The organism is Citrobacter sp. MGH104 (assembly GCF_001034485.1).
In the GTDB taxonomy this organism is placed as follows: domain Bacteria; phylum Pseudomonadota; class Gammaproteobacteria; order Enterobacterales; family Enterobacteriaceae; genus Citrobacter; species Citrobacter freundii.
Map to the genome: position 1 here is coordinate 1952725 of NZ_KQ089818.1, position 16328 is coordinate 1969052.

The following is a 16328-nucleotide window of genomic DNA, read 5'->3' on the forward strand; positions in this document are numbered from 1 at the left end:
TTTTTGGGCAAAATTCATGGAGGCGTTGTGTCGCAGGACAACAATTATAGCCAGGGCCCCGTCCCTCTGGCGGCGCGGAAAGGCGTGGTTCCACTAACATTTGTCATGTTGGGGCTTACATTTTTTTCCGCCAGTATGTGGACCGGTGGCACACTCGGTACCGGTCTTTCCTATAATGATTTCTTCCTGGCAGTTCTCTTCGGTAATCTTCTCCTCGGTATTTACACTGCATTTCTCGGTTTTATCGGCGCAAAAACAGGGCTCTCAACCCACCTTCTGGCGCGTTACTCATTTGGTTTGAAAGGTTCATGGCTTCCCTCACTGTTGTTAGGCGGTACGCAGGTAGGCTGGTTTGGCGTGGGTGTGGCTATGTTTGCTATCCCGGTGGGCAAAGCGACAGGAATTGACGTCAATATCCTGATTGCGGTTTCCGGTCTGTTGATGACCCTGACCATCTTTTTTGGCATCTCGGCGCTGACCGTTTTATCTATCATCGCCGTGCCTGCCATCGTCGTTCTTGGCAGCTACTCCGTCTGGCTGGCGGTGAGTGATGTCGGCGGTTTAGACCATTTAAAAGCGATAGTGCCGCAGACGCCGCTGAATTTCTCCACCGCCCTGGCGCTGGTGGTCGGTTCGTTTGTCAGCGCAGGAACATTAACCGCCGACTTCGTTCGCTTTGGTCGCAACGCCAAAGGCGCGGTGCTGATTGCCATGGTGGCGTTTTTCCTTGGCAACTCCTTGATGTTCATCTTCGGCGCTGCGGGCGCGGCTGCGGTTGGACAGGCAGATATCTCTGACGTGATGATTGCCCAGGGACTGCTGCTGCCCGCGATTGTAGTGCTCGGTCTGAACATCTGGACGACTAACGACAATGCGCTGTATGCCTCAGGTCTGGGATTTGCCAATATTACTGGCCTTTCCAGCCGTACGCTGTCGGTGGCTAACGGTATTATCGGCACATTGTGCGCGCTATGGCTTTACAATAACTTTGTCGGTTGGCTAACTTTTCTGTCGGCAGCAATTCCCCCGATCGGCGGGGTGATCATCGCCGACTATCTGCTGAACCATCGTCGCTATGCCGACTTCAGCAAAGCGCAATTTATTTCCGTAAACTGGATAGCGATCCTGTCCGTTGCATTGGGCATTGCCGCAGGTCACTATATTCCCGGTATTGTGCCCGTCAACGCCGTACTTGGCGGCGTATTCAGCTATATCCTGCTGAATCCACTTTTCAATCGCAGCCTTGCTAAATCACCAGAGGTCAGCCATGCAGAATAATAACATCACCCTTCGTCAGGCACGTTTACAGGGACGCGAAGGATTGTGGCAGCTCACGATTGAAAACGGGCGCTTCAGCCGGATTGAGCCACAGGACACCGCCACGTTACCGCAGGGCGAAGTGCTTGATGCCGAAGGCGGCCTGGCCATTCCACCGTTCGTTGAGCCACATATCCATCTGGACACCACGCAAACCGCAGGCGAGCCGAGCTGGAACCAGTCTGGTACGTTATTTGAAGGCATTGAGCGTTGGGCCGAACGTAAGGCAATGCTCACGCACGAAGACGTCAAAGCGCGCGCCATGCAGACGCTGAAGTGGCAGATGGCCAACGGCATCCAGTATGTCCGCACGCACGTTGACGTTTCCGATCCAACGCTGACTGCACTGAAAGCCATGCTGGAGGTGAAGCAAGAAGTCGCGCCATGGGTAGAGCTGCAAATTGTCGCCTTCCCGCAAGAGGGCATTCTTTCTTACCCCAACGGTGAAGCGCTATTAGAGGAAGCCGTGCGTTTGGGCGCAGACGTCATTGGCGCGATCCCCCACTTTGAATTTACGCGTGAATATGGCGTTGAGTCGCTGCACAAAATTTTCGCTCTGGCGCAGAAATACGATCGGCTTATCGATGTGCACTGCGACGAAATTGACGATGAGCAGTCACGCTTTGTTGAAACCGTCGCGGCGCTGGCGCATCGTGACAATATGGGCGAACGCGTGACCGCCAGCCATACCACGGCAATGCATTCCTATAACGGCGCGTATGCTTCCCGCCTCTTTCGCCTGTTGAAAATGTCCGGCATTAACTTTGTCGCGAACCCACTGGTAAATATTCACCTGCAAGGGCGCTTTGATACGTATCCTAAACGTCGCGGCGTAACGCGCGTCAAAGAGATGCTGGAAGCGGAGATCAACGTCTGCTTCGGCCATGATGACGTCTTCGACCCGTGGTATCCGCTGGGCACCGCCAATATGCTGCAGGTACTGCATATGGGATTACATGTGTGTCAGCTGATGGGATACGGACAGATCAACGATGGGCTGAACCTGGTTACCACCCACAGTGCGAAAACCCTGCACCTGCAGGATTACGGTCTGAACGTGGGAAACTCCGGAAATCTGGTGATTTTAGCGGCAGAAAATGGGTTTGACGCGGTTCGTCGCCAGACGCCTGCCCGTTATTCCATTCGTCACGGGCGAGTCATTGCTGAGACAGTGCCAAGCCAGACCACGCTGCATCTGACGCAGCCGGAAGCGGTGACGTTTAAGCGCTAAGTTGTTCTATCCAGTGTCGGATGGCGCAAGCCTTGCCATCCGACACGGTCTCTCATCGTGAGGCTTGTAATAAGCTGGCGCGCACCTTGATCACGACCTTTTTGATTTCCCCCGGCCCCCCCACCATACAGCCCGGTTTATGCGGCTCGCCCGGCATAAAAATCGCAAATCTTCCCGGCTTCAGTACGATCGCCTGCTCATCGGCAATCTCGCTGCACAACTGATAGTCATCCTCAACATGCATCTCATCGCACTGGCGAGCAGAATCGGTCATCCCGAACAGAATGCGTTCTTCGCCAGACAACAGCACCTGAATATCAATGTACTGCTGATGCAGTTCCGCTTTCTTTTGCTCTGGGCTCTGCGTCGCAAACTGCATGACATTCATAAAAATAGTATCGCCCTGCAACGCGTAGCGCCCTGGCGTTTTCTCCTGCGGATTCGCCGCAATGGCAAGCGTTAATGCCTGCTGTAAGACCGGATGTAATCCGGCAGAAGGCAGTGAACGCAACTCATCTGATATCATCATCATTCTCCCTGGGCCAACAGCGCGGCCCCCAGTAATCCAGCGTCATGGCGGTAATGCGCCGCCAGTAATTCCACGTGATAGGCCAAGGGCTCTTGTGCCAGATAATGTTCCACCAGCGCCAGATATCCTTCAGCCAGCCCAACGCTGCCGCCAATCACCACAATCTGGCAATCGGTCGTGGCCTTCACATCGCCGATAAGCCTTGCCAAAGTACGCGCCGAGCGATGGATCAACCTGCTTGCCTGCTCATCTCCTTGCCCGGCGCGGCTAAAAATGGTTTTGGCATCGCATCCAGCAAGTGTACCTTCGGCTGCAGCCGCGATCCCTCGACCGGAAGCAATCGCCTCGACGCAGCCCACACGCCCGCAGCCGCAGGCCGGTCCATTGAGATCCGCCAGCGTATGTCCTAAGTGTCCAGCCAGACCACCAGACCCGGTGAGTAATTTGCCGTTGCTGATCACGCCGCCACCGACGCCTGTCGACACGGTGATAAACACCATGTCGCTTATCTCATCCGCCATAGCGTGGTATTCCGCCCAGGCCGCTGCCTGTGCGTCATTGACTGCCAGCGTCGGCAGGCCGGTGATTTGTTCCAGCGTTTGTGTTAGCGGAAAATGCATCAACCCGCCAAGGTTATGCGGATTCAGCGCCAGTAAAGCCCCCTCACGGATAATCCCCGTCGAGGCGATCGCCACCCGATTAGCACGCCCCTGTAGCGGTGCAACCAGTGCTTGCAGCGCAGCGCGCAGCGCCTCCGGCGTTTTGCTGGCGGGCGTCAGCAATTCACGCCGCTCGCGAATTTGCAGATTACTGTCTAACAGCGCGGCAGCCAGTTTGGTACCGCCGATATCAATTGCCAATGTGGTCATGACACCGCCTTCTGCATCGCGGTGATACGCTTTTTATCCCGTTGCTCAAGTAACGACATACTTCTTCCCTTACGCTAATTGCCCGGTTCAACACCGGGCAATGGGATTAACTTTTGGATTTCACCATGGTGCTTTTGTCACCGCCGAACGGTACAGCCCCGCTAAACGGTCGACCATCAATGGCATCATGCGTACGTAACGCTTCAGGACGCAGCCAGCGCTGTACGCGGGACGGCATATCGAGACCAATCAGCAGGATCACCACAAATGTCAGGCCGAAAGAGAGCGATCCCAGCGCGGTGCCCAGATCCAGACGTTGGGCAATCAGCGCGCCGATGATCGGTGCCAGAGCCCCACCCAGTGCGCCCACGTTATAGGTGAAGCCCAGGCCCGCCGCACGCTGGTCGGTATCGAAATAGCCGCCAATCAGTTTTGGTAAGATCCCGGAGATCCCCTGGCCGAGCATTTGCTGGAAAAACAGCAGCAAACCCAGCACCCAGACGTTTGAGCCGCCAATCGCAAATACCGGAATAATCAGCAACTGCGAGGCCAGCAGACTGCAGACATAGGCCTTGCGCGTGCCCAGCCAGTCGCCAAGAAAACCGCCGACGCAACAACCGACCGCCGCACCAAAACCGCTAAAGAAGAGCACTCTGGCCACCGTGGAAGGATCGTACAGCAGTTCGGTTTTCAGATAGGTTGGCAACAGTGCCTGAATCGGCCACGAGTACAGGAAGGCGAATAGTACGACCACCATCAGCATGACGCCCGTCGGCCAGCGCTTCCCGCTGCTTTGCACCATAAAGCTAATGAAAATAAACGCACATATCAGGCCGAGGACCGCCACGATAGCCGCATTTTGCAGGTCACCAGCAAAGCAGAACCACAGCGCGGTTGCAGCGGCGATCGTCATCAGAATATTAATTACCCGATGCTCGCCCCGGTAGAGAATATCCACCATCGTGCGCACTGGCGCTTTGCCTTCGTGTTTCTCTTTCCAGTCTTCCGCTTCCGGAATATTTTTACGCAGCCACAGGGCGAAGATAATTGGCAGGATGCCGATGAAGAACAGCGCACGCCACCCCCAGACCGGAACCACCAGGCTGTAGACCTGCGCGGCGATCACCGCGCCAACAGAGAAACCGGAAATCAGGAAGCCACTGGCTTTATTTCGCAGGTGTTTAGGCCAACTTTCAATAACATAGGTTGCACTGGAGCCGTACTCACCCGCCATTCCCATACCGATAACCAGACGGGCGATAAACATGGTGGTGTACCCCGGTGCGAAGCCGCAAGCCAGCGTCCCCACGGAGAACAGAATGATGCTGGTGACCATCGCCAGGCGACGTCCGTAACGGTCGCCCATCGCCCCCAGCATTAACCCGCCAAACCAGCGGGAGATAAAGGCGGCGGAAATCAAACTAGCCGCCTGCACCGTCGTCAGTCCGAATTCACCTTGTACTTCCGTCAGTACAAGGGCGATTAATACAAAATCAAAACCATCAAGCAAATATCCCAGCCAGGCGGCGGAGAATGCCCGCCATTGTGCCCGATTGAGATGGCGATACCACGGGATGCTCTGGGTAGAAGTACTCATTTTACTCTCCCGACGATCTTTGTTGTTGTGCCGGGTGGTGGCTTTGCCTTACCCGGCTTACGGTCGAAAAATCCAGGCCGGGCAAGGCGAAGCGCCCCCGGCGACCCGCGATTACGCCTTTTCCGCCAGCAGTTGGTTTGCCAGCGCTTTCAGTTCCGGCAGATAGCGTTCATCTACTGGAGCAAAGGGTTTACGGCACAGTGGAACAGAAACCACATCCATATAGTGCAGTACTGTTTTCAGGCCGCGGAACACGCCAACTTTAATGAGCAGATCGATAACCTTATTGCACTCGGTTTGCAGCTTTTGCGCCGTGCGAATGTCACCTTCTTTGAGCGCTTTCACAATTCCCTGATAACGCCATCCCATGATGTTGTAAGTGCTACCGATACCACCATCTGCGCCTGCTAGCAGTCCAGAAGCGAAGATCTCGTCATAACCGTTATAAAGCACCAGATCGGGATGAGCGCGGCGGATCTGTTCCATCTGATAGAGATCGCCAGAAGTTTGCTTCAGTGCGCCAACGCCCGGCAACGTCACCAGCGTGTTGATCTGATCCAGCGTCAGTTTTACGCCGCTCAGTGCCGGGATGTTATAGACCACCATCGGTAAGCCATCGGCGGAATCAATAATTGCGCGGTAGTGATCGCAGTGCTCTTCAAAGCTGAACGGATAATAAAACGGCGTGACGGCCGAAACCGCATCAAATCCGTAGCGATGCGCAGCGCTCGCCAGCTGTTGGCTCTCTTCGGTGCTCACCGTGCCAACATGGGCGATCAGCGTCACCTTGCCTTTTGCTTCTTCAGCAACAATTTCCAGAACCTGCTCTCTTTCAGCGCGGTTCTGGACAAAAGCCTCACCCGTTGAGCCACCAACGTAGAGCCCATCGATCCCCTGCCCAATGTTGAAACGCACCAGACGGCGCAGGCTCTCGATGTCCAGTTTCTGTTGGTTATCGAATGGAGTTAACAACGCTGGCATTACGCCTTTTAAATTTCTTGCCATAACGACCTCTGACGATGATTAGTGTTATCTGACTGCATACCTTTATACCTGTTATACCAGATCAAATAAGCAGCAATACAATAGAGAACGCTTATAGTGCGATCTACCTCACTAAACACTTCATCCTTCGAGCCGCCTCTGCGTTGGCTGCGTTCGCTCACCCCTGTCACATAGTTATCTATGCTCCAGGGGACTCGCTCTCTTGCCGCCTTGATGCAACTTGAATGATTTTGGGTTTAAAAGATCGTCAGGATCGCGATTACTTACGCAATTTTTTACTTTTGCTGAAGGCGTGCCAGGTTGCGGAAACGCTATTGAGATGTTCTTGCAGTGCACGGTCTGCTTCTTCAGGATCGCGCTGACGAATCGCGTCAACAATAGCGATATGCTGCTGATAACTCACGTTATTGTGCTCATACAATTCTTGATCGGCAACGGCCGGACGGGCAGCAATTAACCAGTCTAACAGCGCAACATGGATCGCCATAAAGATGGGATTGCCCGGGATCTCCGCCAGTACGCGGTGAAAATCAACGTCCGAACGGATGAACAACGTATTGTCATCGAGCGACTGGCTGTTGATCTCCAGCGCTTTCGCCAGCCTGTCGATTTGCTCATCCGTCGCATGTTCGGCGGCGTATCGAACCAGGCTTGATTCAAAGAACAGTCGCAACTGCTCGAAGTGGGCAATGCCGCCGGGATGTGCGAGGAAATCTTTCGCCATACCAGACAGCTCGCTGATGATGGTATCAGCTGAAGGACGCGAAACGCGGGCGCGCTCGCCGTTGTTGATTTGTACCAGACCTTTGCGTTTTAACGCGGCCAGCGCTTCTCGTACAGAAGGACGGCCCACGTTAAAGAAGGCCATCAGCTCCCGCTCAGACGGCAACTGTTCGCCCTCGCCAAATTCCCGACGACGAATCATCTGCTCCAGTTCTTCCTCAACCATTTCAGACAGTTTTTTACGCGCCAGCGGGCGATTGCGTAAGCTACGGCCAATGGTGGATGGAGAGTCTTCAGCTTGCGAATCAAATGCGTTCATAGGGTCCATTCAGCTAAGTCGTGGTGACAAACAACAGCGGGTTTATCCTAACACAGGATCGAAAGCAGGGTGAAATGATGGTCGATCCGCCCCCGCTGGCTTATTGATAACATACGTAACAGCAATATTATTTTAAGCGAGTATCTTCCGCCTATTTTTAATTGAATAGAGTTATATCATCTTCATGAAACTTATGAACATTAACGTGATAATTTATCATAACCATCTATTTTATAACGATAAATAATTAAACCCTCGAATTAAAAATAAGATATTCACTCCATAAAAAATGCCCAGAAAAATATAACATCCGTTGGGATAACAGCGTTATTACCGGATTTATCTTCTTCTCTGGCATGGAGTGAAACAATGTTCGGCATCATTATCTCTGTCATCGTTTTATTAACGATGGGTTACCTGATCCTCAAAAACTACAAACCGCAGGTCGTGCTGGCCGCCGCTGGGATCTTCCTGATGATCTGCGGTGTCTGGCTGGGCTACGGCGTGTTGGTCGCTGACGATAAGAGCAGTGGCTATCTACTGGTCGATATTTACAACGAAATTTTGCGTATGCTCTCCAACCGCGCAGCCGGACTGGGGTTATCAATCATGGCAGTGGGTGGTTATGCCCGTTATATGGACAGAATGGGAGCCAGCAGAGCGATGGTTAGCCTGTTAAGCCGCCCGCTCAAGCTAATCCGCTCACCCTATGTTGTGCTTGCCGCCACCTATGTTATTGGTCAGATCATGGCGCAATTCATTACCAGCGCATCCGGGTTAGGTATGTTGCTGATGGTGACGCTATTCCCAACGCTGGTCAGTCTTGGCGTGAGCCGTTTATCTGCAGTGGCGGTCATTGCCACTTCGATGTCGATTGAATGGGGCATTCTGGAAACCAACTCGATTTTTGCCGCGCAGGTCGCAGGTATGAAAATCGCCACTTATTTCTTTCAATACCAGTTGCCCGTCGCGTCGTGTGTCATTGTCGCCGTCGCCATTGCGCATTTTTTCGTTCAGCGTCAGTTTGATAAAAAAGCCGCACCGGAAAGCAACGGATTTGCTGAACAAAAGACGCTGGAAAACGTACCTCCGCTCTATTACGCCATTCTACCCGTCATGCCGCTGATCCTGATGCTGGGCTCGCTTGCCCTTGCGCAAATGGGACTAATGAAAGCAGAGTTGAATCTGGTGGTGGTGATGTTGATGAGCATGACGCTGACTATGTTTGTTGAATTCCTGCATAAACATAATCTGCGCGAAACGATGGATGATGTGCAGGCTTTTTTTGACGGCATGGGGACGCAGTTTGCCAACGTTGTCACGCTGGTGGTCGCCGGTGAAATCTTTGCGAAAGGGTTGACGACTATCGGGACTGTCGACGCCGTAATAAAAGGCGCAGAGCATTCCGGTCTTGGCGGCATCGGCGTGATGATCATCATGGCGGTGGTCATCGCCGCCTGTGCGATTGTCATGGGGTCAGGCAACGCACCGTTTATGTCTTTTGCCAGCCTCATTCCGGATATTGCCGCCGGGCTGCATATTCCTGCAGTAGTGATGATTATGCCGATGCATTTTGCCACTACGCTTGCCCGCGCGGTGTCACCCATAACCGCTGTAATTGTCGTGACATCAGGTATTGCCGGCGTATCGCCCTTTGAAGTAGTAAAACGTACAGCAATCCCGATGGCAGTAGGATTTGTGGTGAATATGGTAGCCACCATCGCGCTGTTTTACTGATCCCGAAGCCAGAAAACAGAACAGGCCCGAAAGGACCTGTTTTTTTATTTCACTATTTATTTCACTACGCGCAGCGCCGGACGCCCACCGCGAGGTGGCGGCGGAGTGTCATCAGGATCGTTGTCGTCGCCATTGTCAGGCTTATCGCCATCAATGACCGACATGACTGTTTCACTCTCAAAACCAGACGCGTCGTTGTCGTCATCATTTAAGCTGGCGACATCTTCATCGTAGGCGGCTTCCGGTTCGAACATCGTACCAGCGCCATTTTCACGTGCATAAATTGCCAGAACAGCAGCCAACGGCACAGACACCTGACGCGGCACACCACCGAAGCGCGCGTTAAAGCGCACTTCATCGTTAGCCAGTTCCAGGTTGCCCACCGCACGCGGTGCAATATTCAGAACAATTTGCCCGTCACGCGCATATTCCATTGGAACCTGCACGTCCTGGAGCGTCACATCCACCACCAGATGCGGCGTGAGCTGGTTGTCTAGCAACCACTCATAGAATGCGCGCAGCAGATACGGACGGCGTGGTGTTAGCTGTGGCAAATCCATACAGGTTAACCCCGGCCCAGACGCATTTCACGTTCAGGCTCAGTCAGAGAAGCCAGGAAAGAGTCACGTTCGAAGACGCGAGTCATGTACCCTTTCAGTTCTTTCGAACCTGCACCGTTGAATTCAATACCCAGCTGCGGTAAACGCCACAGCAGCGGCGCCAGGTAGCAGTCTACCAGGCTGAACTCATCGCTCAGGAAGTAAGGTTTCTGGCCAAATACTGGCGCAATTGCCAGCAGTTCTTCGCGCAGACGCTTACGCGCGACTTCGGCTTCAGATGCAGAACCGTTCACGATGACATTCATCAGCGTGTACCAGTCTTTTTCAATACGCTGCATGTACAGGCGGCTTTCACCACGCGCAACCGGGTAAACCGGCATCAGCGGCGGATGCGGGAAGCGCTCATCCAGGTATTCCATAATGATGCGAGATTCCCACAGGGTCAGCTCACGATCCACCAGTGTCGGTACGCTCTGATTCGGGTTGAGGTCGATCAGATCCTGAGGTGGATTGTCCTTCTCCACGTGCTCAATCTCGAAACTAACACCTTTCTCAGCCAGCACAATGCGGACCTGATGGCTATAGATGTCAGTAGGACCAGAAAACAGCGTCATTACCGAACGTTTGTTGGCAGCGACAGCCATGAAAACCTCCAGGTATATTCAGAATTTTTACTGCTACCAGCCACTCAGTGGCCAGCCAGAAGTGATGTCACCCAGACTCGGGAAAGTCATTGCTGTTCAAAATACAAACAAAAAATGAACGATACCGGACATTTGGGCAGAAAATTGGATGATAGTTTACCAGATTTTGTGACCTTTGTGGTGAGTCGATTCTTGAAATGGGGAAAAAGAGGTGGCAATCAGCGGATTACCGTGGATCTGAGGCGAGAAATAACGATAAAAAAACCCGCCAAAGCGGGTTTTTTCGCAAATTGTCGTCTGCCGAAGCAGAGTACAATTAACGTTTGGAGAACTGAGGACGACGACGTGCTTTACGCAGACCGACTTTCTTACGTTCAACCTGACGAGCATCACGGGTAACGAAGCCAGCTTTACGCAGTTCGCCACGCAGGGACTCGTCGTACTCCATCAGAGCGCGGGTGATACCGTGACGGATCGCACCAGCCTGACCAGAGATACCACCACCTTTAACAGTGATGTACAGATCCAGTTTCTCAACCATGTCGACCAGTTCCAGCGGCTGACGAACTACCATGCGGGCAGTTTCACGACCGAAGTACTGTTCCAGAGAACGTTGGTTGATTACGATTTTACCACTGCCCGGTTTGATGAAAACGCGAGCTGCGGAACTTTTGCGGCGACCAGTGCCGTAGTATTGATTTTCAGCCATTGCCTATAATCCCGATTAGATGTCAAGAACTTGCGGTTGCTGTGCCGCGTGGTTGTGCTCGTTGCCAGCGTAAACTTTCAGTTTACGGAACATAGCACGACCCAGCGGGCCTTTTGGCAGCATGCCTTTAACCGCGATTTCAAGCACACGCTCAGGACGGCGAGCAATCATCTCTTCAAAGGTCGCTTGTTTGATACCACCGATGTGGCCGGTGTGGTGATAGTACACTTTGTCAGTACGCTTGTTGCCGGTTACAGCAACTTTGTCAGCGTTCAGAACGATGATGTAATCACCGGTATCTACGTGCGGAGTGTATTCCGCTTTGTGCTTACCGCGCAGGCGCAGAGCCAGTTCGGAAGCCAGACGGCCCAGAGTTTTACCGGTCGCGTCAACAACATACCAGTCGCGTTTTACGGTTTCTGGTTTAGCTGTAAAAGTTTTCATTAAAAGCTTACCCAAATAAATAAGTTACACGTTGGTGAACACCCAAACGTTTTGTCAGTTGAGGTTCACACGACATTGTCCAGCAAACCTACCCCTTCGAATAGCCTATGCCGGCGCATAGAAAGTTTTGGGAAAAAAACTCTCTCGTAACGTGGGGTCGCAAGATTATAGAGAAGTCAGGGTCAAAGATCGACCCCTTTATGTGATTTGCGGCAGGTTTAACCGGCTAAATGTTCCCGCTTCAGATACTCTTCGCTTTGCATCTCCTGCAAACGCGACAAACAGCGCTGAAATTCAAACTTCAGACGCTCGCCCTGATAAATTTCATAGAGTGGCGATGCCGCGCTGACCACCAGCTTGACGTGGCGTTCGTAGAACTCATCCACCAATGCGATAAAGCGCCGCGCTTCACTCTCCATCAGCGGGGTCATGACCGGCACATCAGACAACAGTACCGTGTGAAACAAACGCGACAGCGCAATGTAGTCATGCTGGCTACGCGCATCGACACAGAGCGTGGTAAATGACACCGCCAGCGTTTGGTTTTCGACGGCCAGCGTCTGCATCGGACGATGATTGATCTCCAGCGTCGGCGCATGTTCACCTTTGGTTCCCGCTAATGCCAGCCAGAGTTTATCCATCTGTTGGCGGGTTTCCTCATTCAGTGGCGACAGCCACAAATGCGCCTGCGTTAAGGTGCGCAGACGATAATCGACGCCAGCATCAACATTCATGATGTCGCAATGCTGTTTGATAGCATCAATGGCAGGAAGAAAACGCGCGCGTTGTAAACCGTTGCGATACAGCTCGTCTGGCGGAATATTGGAGGTCGCCACCAGCGTAATGCCACGGGCAAACAGTGCCTTCATCAGGCCGCCGAGTAGCATGGCGTCGGTAATATCAGAAACAAAAAATTCGTCAAAGCACAGCACGTCCGTTTCTGCCTTAAAGCGATCGGCGATGATTTCCAGCGGATCGCTCTGCCCCTGTAAGGCAGTAAGCTCTTCATGCACACGCAGCATAAAACGGTGAAAGTGCAAACGCTGTTTACGTTCGCCCGGCAGACTATGGTAGAACAGATCCATCAGCCAGGTTTTTCCGCGCCCAACTCCGCCCCACATATATAAACCACGCACCGGTGTGTTGATCGGCGACTCACGCTTGCCCAGCAATTTGCCAAAACGCGCCATCAGTCCGCTCTCCTGCGGCGCAGGTCGCGCTGGCGTCGTAAGCGCCTGGAAAATTGTTTCCAGTCGATTCACGGCTTCTTGTTGTACATTGTCGGGCTGATGACTGCCGTCGTTGAGGGCTTGCTGGTAACGCGATGTCGGGGAAAGGCTTTGCATGATGTTATTGTTATTCCTTGAGAATCGATGTGCCGTCGCTCACGGTTGACGAAAAAAAGGCCGTTCTACATTACGTGATATAAACACGGGATTCCACTTCTACGGGATTAGCGGTTATAGTGGCATAATCAGGCGCAGGCATGGAGCCTAAAGCCAACACCCTACGGAAACACAAGACAACGGGAGATGTTCATGACCTGGGAATATGCGCTAATTGGGTTAGTCGTCGGTATCATTATTGGTGCTGTAGCCATGCGTTTTGGTAATCGGAAATTACGCCAACAGCAGGCATTGCAGTACGAACTGGAAAAAAATAAAGCTGAGCTGGAAGAGTACCGTGAAGAACTGGTGAGCCACTTTGCCCGCAGCGCTGAATTGCTGGATAACATGGCGGACGATTATCGTCAGATTTACCAGCACATGGCGAAAAGCTCAAGCAACCTGCTGCCGGGTATGTCGCCGGAAAACAACCCGTTCCGTAATCGTCTGGCAGAGTCTGAAGCAGGCAACGATCAGGCGCCGGTTCAGATGCCACGTGACTATTCTGAAGGGGCATCTGGCCTACTGCGTAGTGGCGCAAAGCGCGACTAACCGCACATCGTTAAGAAATTTATTGGGCGCAGCAATTGCGCCCTCCGCTTCTCTTCCCGTCCCAGCTATTATTTAGTCGTTAGCCTCATTGTGACCAAACCGAAAATTCAATAACATCAAACTGTTTTGAATCATCTTCCGTTTACTCAAGGTACGAGAGCAGGATCCATGAAAAAACAAACCCAGCTGTTGAGTGCATTAGCGTTAAGTGTCGGGTTAACTCTCTCGGCGCCATTCCCGGCCGTTGCGTCGATTCCCGGCCAGGTTCCCGGTCAGGCTGCGCTCCCCAGCCTCGCCCCGATGCTGGAGAAAGTTTTGCCAGCCGTGGTGAGTGTAAGGGTCGAAGGCACCGCCACTCAGGGGCAGAAAGTCCCGGAAGAGTTCAAAAAGTTTTTTGGTGATGAACTTCCCGATCAACCTTCACAACCTTTTGAAGGACTGGGTTCAGGTGTCATTATTGATGCCGCCAAAGGCTACGTCCTGACCAATAACCACGTTATTAATCAGGCGCAAAAAATCAGCGTTCAGCTTAATGATGGTCGTGAGTTCGACGCAAAGCTTATTGGCAGCGACGATCAGAGCGATATCGCACTGCTACAAATTCAACACCCCAGCAACCTGACGCAAATTGCCATTGCTGACTCTGATAAACTCCGCGTGGGTGATTTCGCAGTGGCTGTGGGTAACCCGTTCGGTTTGGGTCAAACAGCCACCTCCGGCATTGTATCGGCTTTGGGTCGCAGTGGGTTGAACCTGGAAGGTCTGGAAAACTTTATTCAGACTGACGCCTCTATCAACCGCGGTAACTCCGGCGGCGCATTGCTTAACCTCAACGGTGAGCTGATCGGTATTAACACCGCGATTCTGGCCCCCGGTGGCGGCAGCATCGGTATTGGTTTTGCAATTCCGAGCAACATGGCGCGCACGCTGGCACAGCAGCTGATGCAGTTTGGTGAAATCAAACGCGGTCTGTTGGGCATCAAAGGCACCGAGATGACTTCCGATATCGCCAAAGCGTTCAAACTGGACGTACAGCGTGGCGCGTTTGTCAGTGAGGTTCTGCCTAACTCCGGCTCCGCAAAAGCGGGGGTGAAATCAGGTGACGTCATTACCAGTCTCAACGGTAAACCGCTTAACAACTTCGCCGAACTTCGTTCACGTATTGCGACAACCGAACCAGGGACCAAAGTCAAACTGGGCCTGCTACGTAACGGTAAACCGCTGGAGGTTGAAGTCACCCTCGATACCAGCACATCATCGTCCGCCAGCGCAGAGATGATTGCGCCTGCGTTGCAAGGGGCCACGCTCAGCGACGGTCAGTTAAAAGACGGTACCAAAGGCATCAGAATTGATAACGTTGAAAAAAGTAGCCCTGCCGCACAGGCCGGACTGCATAAAGATGACGTTATTATTGGCGTTAACCGCGATCGCGTAAACTCGATCGCTGAAATGCGTAAAGTGCTGGAAGCGAAACCGTCGATCATTGCCCTGCAGGTGGTGCGCGGTAACGAGAGTATTTACCTGCTCCTGCGTTAACGCATGCAACCGGACATCAGCCCCTCGTGTGATGTCCGGTAAACTCGTGATATGCTGCAGCCGTTCCCTTTATTAATGACGCCGCCATCATGTTTGTGAAGCTTTTACGTTCGGTCGCGATTGGTTTAATCGTCGGCGCTATTCTGCTGGCCGCGATGCCCTCGCTGCGCAAAATTAATACGCTTACTGCACCGCAGTTCGACAGTGCAGATGAAACGCCCGCCAGCTATAACCCGGCGGTTCGCCGTGCAGCACCTGCCGTCGTTAACGTTTATAACCGCAGTATGAACAGCACAGCGCATAACCAGCTTGAGATCCGCACGCTCGGCTCAGGCGTTATCATGGATCAGCGCGGCTATATCATTACCAATAAGCACGTCATTAACGATGCAGACCAAATCATCGTCGCATTGCAGGACGGTCGCGTATTTGAAGCGCTGCTTGTGGGGTCTGATACGTTAACCGACCTTGCGGTGCTGAAAATCAACGCCACTGGTGGACTGCCGACAATTCCAATTAATAACAAACGCGTACCGCACATTGGCGATGTGGTTCTCGCCATCGGGAACCCGTACAACCTCGGGCAAACCATCACCCAGGGGATTATCAGTGCCACCGGTCGTATTGGCCTGAACCCGACGGGACGGCAAAACTTCCTGCAAACCGATGCCTCCATCAACCACGGTAACTCCGGCGGCGCGCTGGTCAACTCGCTGGGCGAGTTGATGGGTATTAACACCCTGTCATTTGATAAGAGCAACGATGGCGAAACCCCGGAAGGGATCGGCTTTGCTATTCCTTTTCAACTGGCAACCAAAATCATGGATAAGCTGATTCGTGACGGGCGCGTGATTCGCGGCTATATCGGCATCAGCGGCCGAGAAATTGCGCCACTGCACGCCCAGGGCGGCGGGATGGATCAAATTCAGGGGATTGTGGTTAACGAAGTAGCCCCGGACGGTCCGGCAGCGCAGGCAGGTATTCAGGTTAACGATCTGATTATCTCGGTCAATAACAAACCGGCGGTATCTGCACTGGAAACGATGGACCAGGTGGCAGAGATTCGACCAGGTTCAGTTATCTCCGTGGTCGTGATGCGCGATGACAAGCAGTTGACGCTGCAGGTCACGATTCAGGAATATCCGGCGACCAACTAATACGGATATAAAAA

General features: G+C 52.9%; 16 protein-coding genes. 6 read left to right on the plus strand and 10 right to left on the minus strand.

Translation table 11 applies throughout. The annotated features are described in order from the left end of the window. The first annotated feature begins 27 nt into the window (after positions 1-27). A complete protein-coding gene (gene codB / locus SK34_RS09095) occupies positions 28-1278 on the plus strand; it encodes a cytosine permease (protein WP_003844832.1) in 1251 nt (416 codons plus the stop codon). After that, the gene (locus tag SK34_RS09100) at positions 1268-2548 is read left to right on the plus strand and encodes a cytosine deaminase (protein ID WP_003839918.1); all 1281 of its coding nucleotides are present in this window, start codon (positions 1268-1270) and stop codon (positions 2546-2548) included. The genes codB and SK34_RS09100 overlap by 11 nt, the downstream gene beginning before the upstream one ends. A gap of 52 nt (positions 2549-2600) precedes the next feature. Here SK34_RS09100 and nanQ read toward each other — a convergent pair whose 3' ends face one another. The 5 genes from nanQ to nanR all read right to left on the minus strand — a co-directional run bounded on the left by nanQ (position 2601) and on the right by nanR (position 7599). Further along, positions 2601-3074, minus strand: a complete 474-nt coding sequence (gene nanQ / locus SK34_RS09105) for an N-acetylneuraminate anomerase (protein WP_048233784.1) — start codon at positions 3072-3074, stop codon at positions 2601-2603. A 2-nt stretch (positions 3075-3076) separates the two neighbouring features. Beyond that, on the minus strand, positions 3077-3946 hold the full coding sequence (gene nanK / locus SK34_RS09110; protein ID WP_016151063.1) for an N-acetylmannosamine kinase: 870 nt from the start codon (positions 3944-3946) through the stop codon (positions 3077-3079). Between the two features lie 106 nt (positions 3947-4052). Next, positions 4053-5543: an MFS transporter gene (locus tag SK34_RS09115; protein ID WP_003025119.1), complete on the minus strand. Its 1491-nt coding sequence runs from the start codon at positions 5541-5543 to the stop codon at positions 4053-4055. Positions 5544-5654: 111 nt separating this feature from the next. Continuing rightward, on the minus strand, positions 5655-6548 hold the full coding sequence (gene nanA, locus SK34_RS09120; protein ID WP_003844827.1) for an N-acetylneuraminate lyase: 894 nt from the start codon (positions 6546-6548) through the stop codon (positions 5655-5657). A 259-nt stretch (positions 6549-6807) separates the two neighbouring features. Continuing rightward, positions 6808-7599: a transcriptional regulator NanR gene (gene nanR, locus SK34_RS09125; protein WP_003844825.1), complete on the minus strand. Its 792-nt coding sequence runs from the start codon at positions 7597-7599 to the stop codon at positions 6808-6810. Positions 7600-7959: 360 nt separating this feature from the next. Here nanR and dcuC point away from each other — a divergent pair, with 360 nt between their 5' ends. Continuing rightward, positions 7960-9327 carry an anaerobic C4-dicarboxylate transporter DcuC gene (dcuC, locus tag SK34_RS09130; protein WP_032938268.1) on the plus strand — a complete coding sequence of 456 codons (1368 nt, stop codon included), beginning with the start codon at positions 7960-7962 and terminating at the stop codon, positions 9325-9327. Between the two features lie 56 nt (positions 9328-9383). Here the strand turns inward: dcuC and sspB are convergent, their stop codons facing one another. From sspB to zapE, 5 genes are all read right to left on the minus strand, one after another. After that, on the minus strand, positions 9384-9887 hold the full coding sequence (gene sspB / locus SK34_RS09135; RefSeq protein WP_003025130.1) for a ClpXP protease specificity-enhancing factor: 504 nt from the start codon (positions 9885-9887) through the stop codon (positions 9384-9386). 5 nt (positions 9888-9892) lie between these two features. Further along, positions 9893-10531: a stringent starvation protein SspA gene (sspA, locus tag SK34_RS09140; protein WP_003025132.1), complete on the minus strand. Its 639-nt coding sequence runs from the start codon at positions 10529-10531 to the stop codon at positions 9893-9895. 316 nt (positions 10532-10847) lie between these two features. Continuing rightward, the gene (rpsI, locus tag SK34_RS09145) at positions 10848-11240 is read right to left on the minus strand and encodes a 30S ribosomal protein S9 (RefSeq protein ID WP_003025138.1); all 393 of its coding nucleotides are present in this window, start codon (positions 11238-11240) and stop codon (positions 10848-10850) included. 15 nt (positions 11241-11255) lie between these two features. Next, positions 11256-11684 (minus strand): 50S ribosomal protein L13, encoded by a 429-nt coding sequence (gene rplM / locus SK34_RS09150; RefSeq protein WP_003025141.1) that lies wholly within the window; start codon positions 11682-11684, stop codon positions 11256-11258. A gap of 218 nt (positions 11685-11902) precedes the next feature. After that, the gene (zapE, locus tag SK34_RS09155) at positions 11903-13030 is read right to left on the minus strand and encodes a cell division protein ZapE (protein WP_003839902.1); all 1128 of its coding nucleotides are present in this window, start codon (positions 13028-13030) and stop codon (positions 11903-11905) included. A gap of 192 nt (positions 13031-13222) precedes the next feature. On the opposite strand from zapE, the gene zapG reads away from it, so the two are divergent. The 3 genes from zapG to degS all read left to right on the plus strand — a co-directional run bounded on the left by zapG (position 13223) and on the right by degS (position 16314). Continuing rightward, entirely contained in the window at positions 13223-13621 is a 399-nt protein-coding gene (gene zapG / locus SK34_RS09160) for a Z-ring associated protein ZapG (RefSeq protein ID WP_003025147.1), read from the plus strand. Between the two features lie 168 nt (positions 13622-13789). Further along, entirely contained in the window at positions 13790-15157 is a 1368-nt protein-coding gene (gene degQ / locus SK34_RS09165; RefSeq protein ID WP_048232884.1) for a serine endoprotease DegQ, read from the plus strand. Between the two features lie 89 nt (positions 15158-15246). Next, positions 15247-16314 carry an outer membrane-stress sensor serine endopeptidase DegS gene (gene degS, locus SK34_RS09170; RefSeq protein WP_003025154.1) on the plus strand — a complete coding sequence of 356 codons (1068 nt, stop codon included), beginning with the start codon at positions 15247-15249 and terminating at the stop codon, positions 16312-16314. The last annotated feature ends 14 nt before the right edge of the window (positions 16315-16328 follow it).

What these genes read in the sequence shown, in the direction of transcription:
- SK34_RS09100 (WP_003839918.1), top strand. Translation starts at nt 1,268, where the DNA reads ATGCAGAATAATAACATCACCCTTCGTCAGGCACGTTTACAGGGACGC.
- nanQ (WP_048233784.1), bottom strand. Translation starts at nt 3,074, where the DNA reads ATGATATCAGATGAGTTGCGTTCACTGCCTTCTGCCGGATTACATCCG.
- nanK (WP_016151063.1), bottom strand. Translation starts at nt 3,946, where the DNA reads ATGACCACATTGGCAATTGATATCGGCGGTACCAAACTGGCTGCCGCG.
- SK34_RS09115 (WP_003025119.1), bottom strand. Translation starts at nt 5,543, where the DNA reads ATGAGTACTTCTACCCAGAGCATCCCGTGGTATCGCCATCTCAATCGG.
- nanA (WP_003844827.1), bottom strand. Translation starts at nt 6,548, where the DNA reads ATGGCAAGAAATTTAAAAGGCGTAATGCCAGCGTTGTTAACTCCATTC.
- nanR (WP_003844825.1), bottom strand. Translation starts at nt 7,599, where the DNA reads ATGGACCCTATGAACGCATTTGATTCGCAAGCTGAAGACTCTCCATCC.
- dcuC (WP_032938268.1), top strand. Translation starts at nt 7,960, where the DNA reads ATGTTCGGCATCATTATCTCTGTCATCGTTTTATTAACGATGGGTTAC.
- sspB (WP_003025130.1), bottom strand. Translation starts at nt 9,887, where the DNA reads ATGGATTTGCCACAGCTAACACCACGCCGTCCGTATCTGCTGCGCGCA.
- sspA (WP_003025132.1), bottom strand. Translation starts at nt 10,531, where the DNA reads ATGGCTGTCGCTGCCAACAAACGTTCGGTAATGACGCTGTTTTCTGGT.
- rpsI (WP_003025138.1), bottom strand. Translation starts at nt 11,240, where the DNA reads ATGGCTGAAAATCAATACTACGGCACTGGTCGCCGCAAAAGTTCCGCA.
- rplM (WP_003025141.1), bottom strand. Translation starts at nt 11,684, where the DNA reads ATGAAAACTTTTACAGCTAAACCAGAAACCGTAAAACGCGACTGGTAT.
- zapE (WP_003839902.1), bottom strand. Translation starts at nt 13,030, where the DNA reads ATGCAAAGCCTTTCCCCGACATCGCGTTACCAGCAAGCCCTCAACGAC.
- zapG (WP_003025147.1), top strand. Translation starts at nt 13,223, where the DNA reads ATGACCTGGGAATATGCGCTAATTGGGTTAGTCGTCGGTATCATTATT.
- degQ (WP_048232884.1), top strand. Translation starts at nt 13,790, where the DNA reads ATGAAAAAACAAACCCAGCTGTTGAGTGCATTAGCGTTAAGTGTCGGG.
- degS (WP_003025154.1), top strand. Translation starts at nt 15,247, where the DNA reads ATGTTTGTGAAGCTTTTACGTTCGGTCGCGATTGGTTTAATCGTCGGC.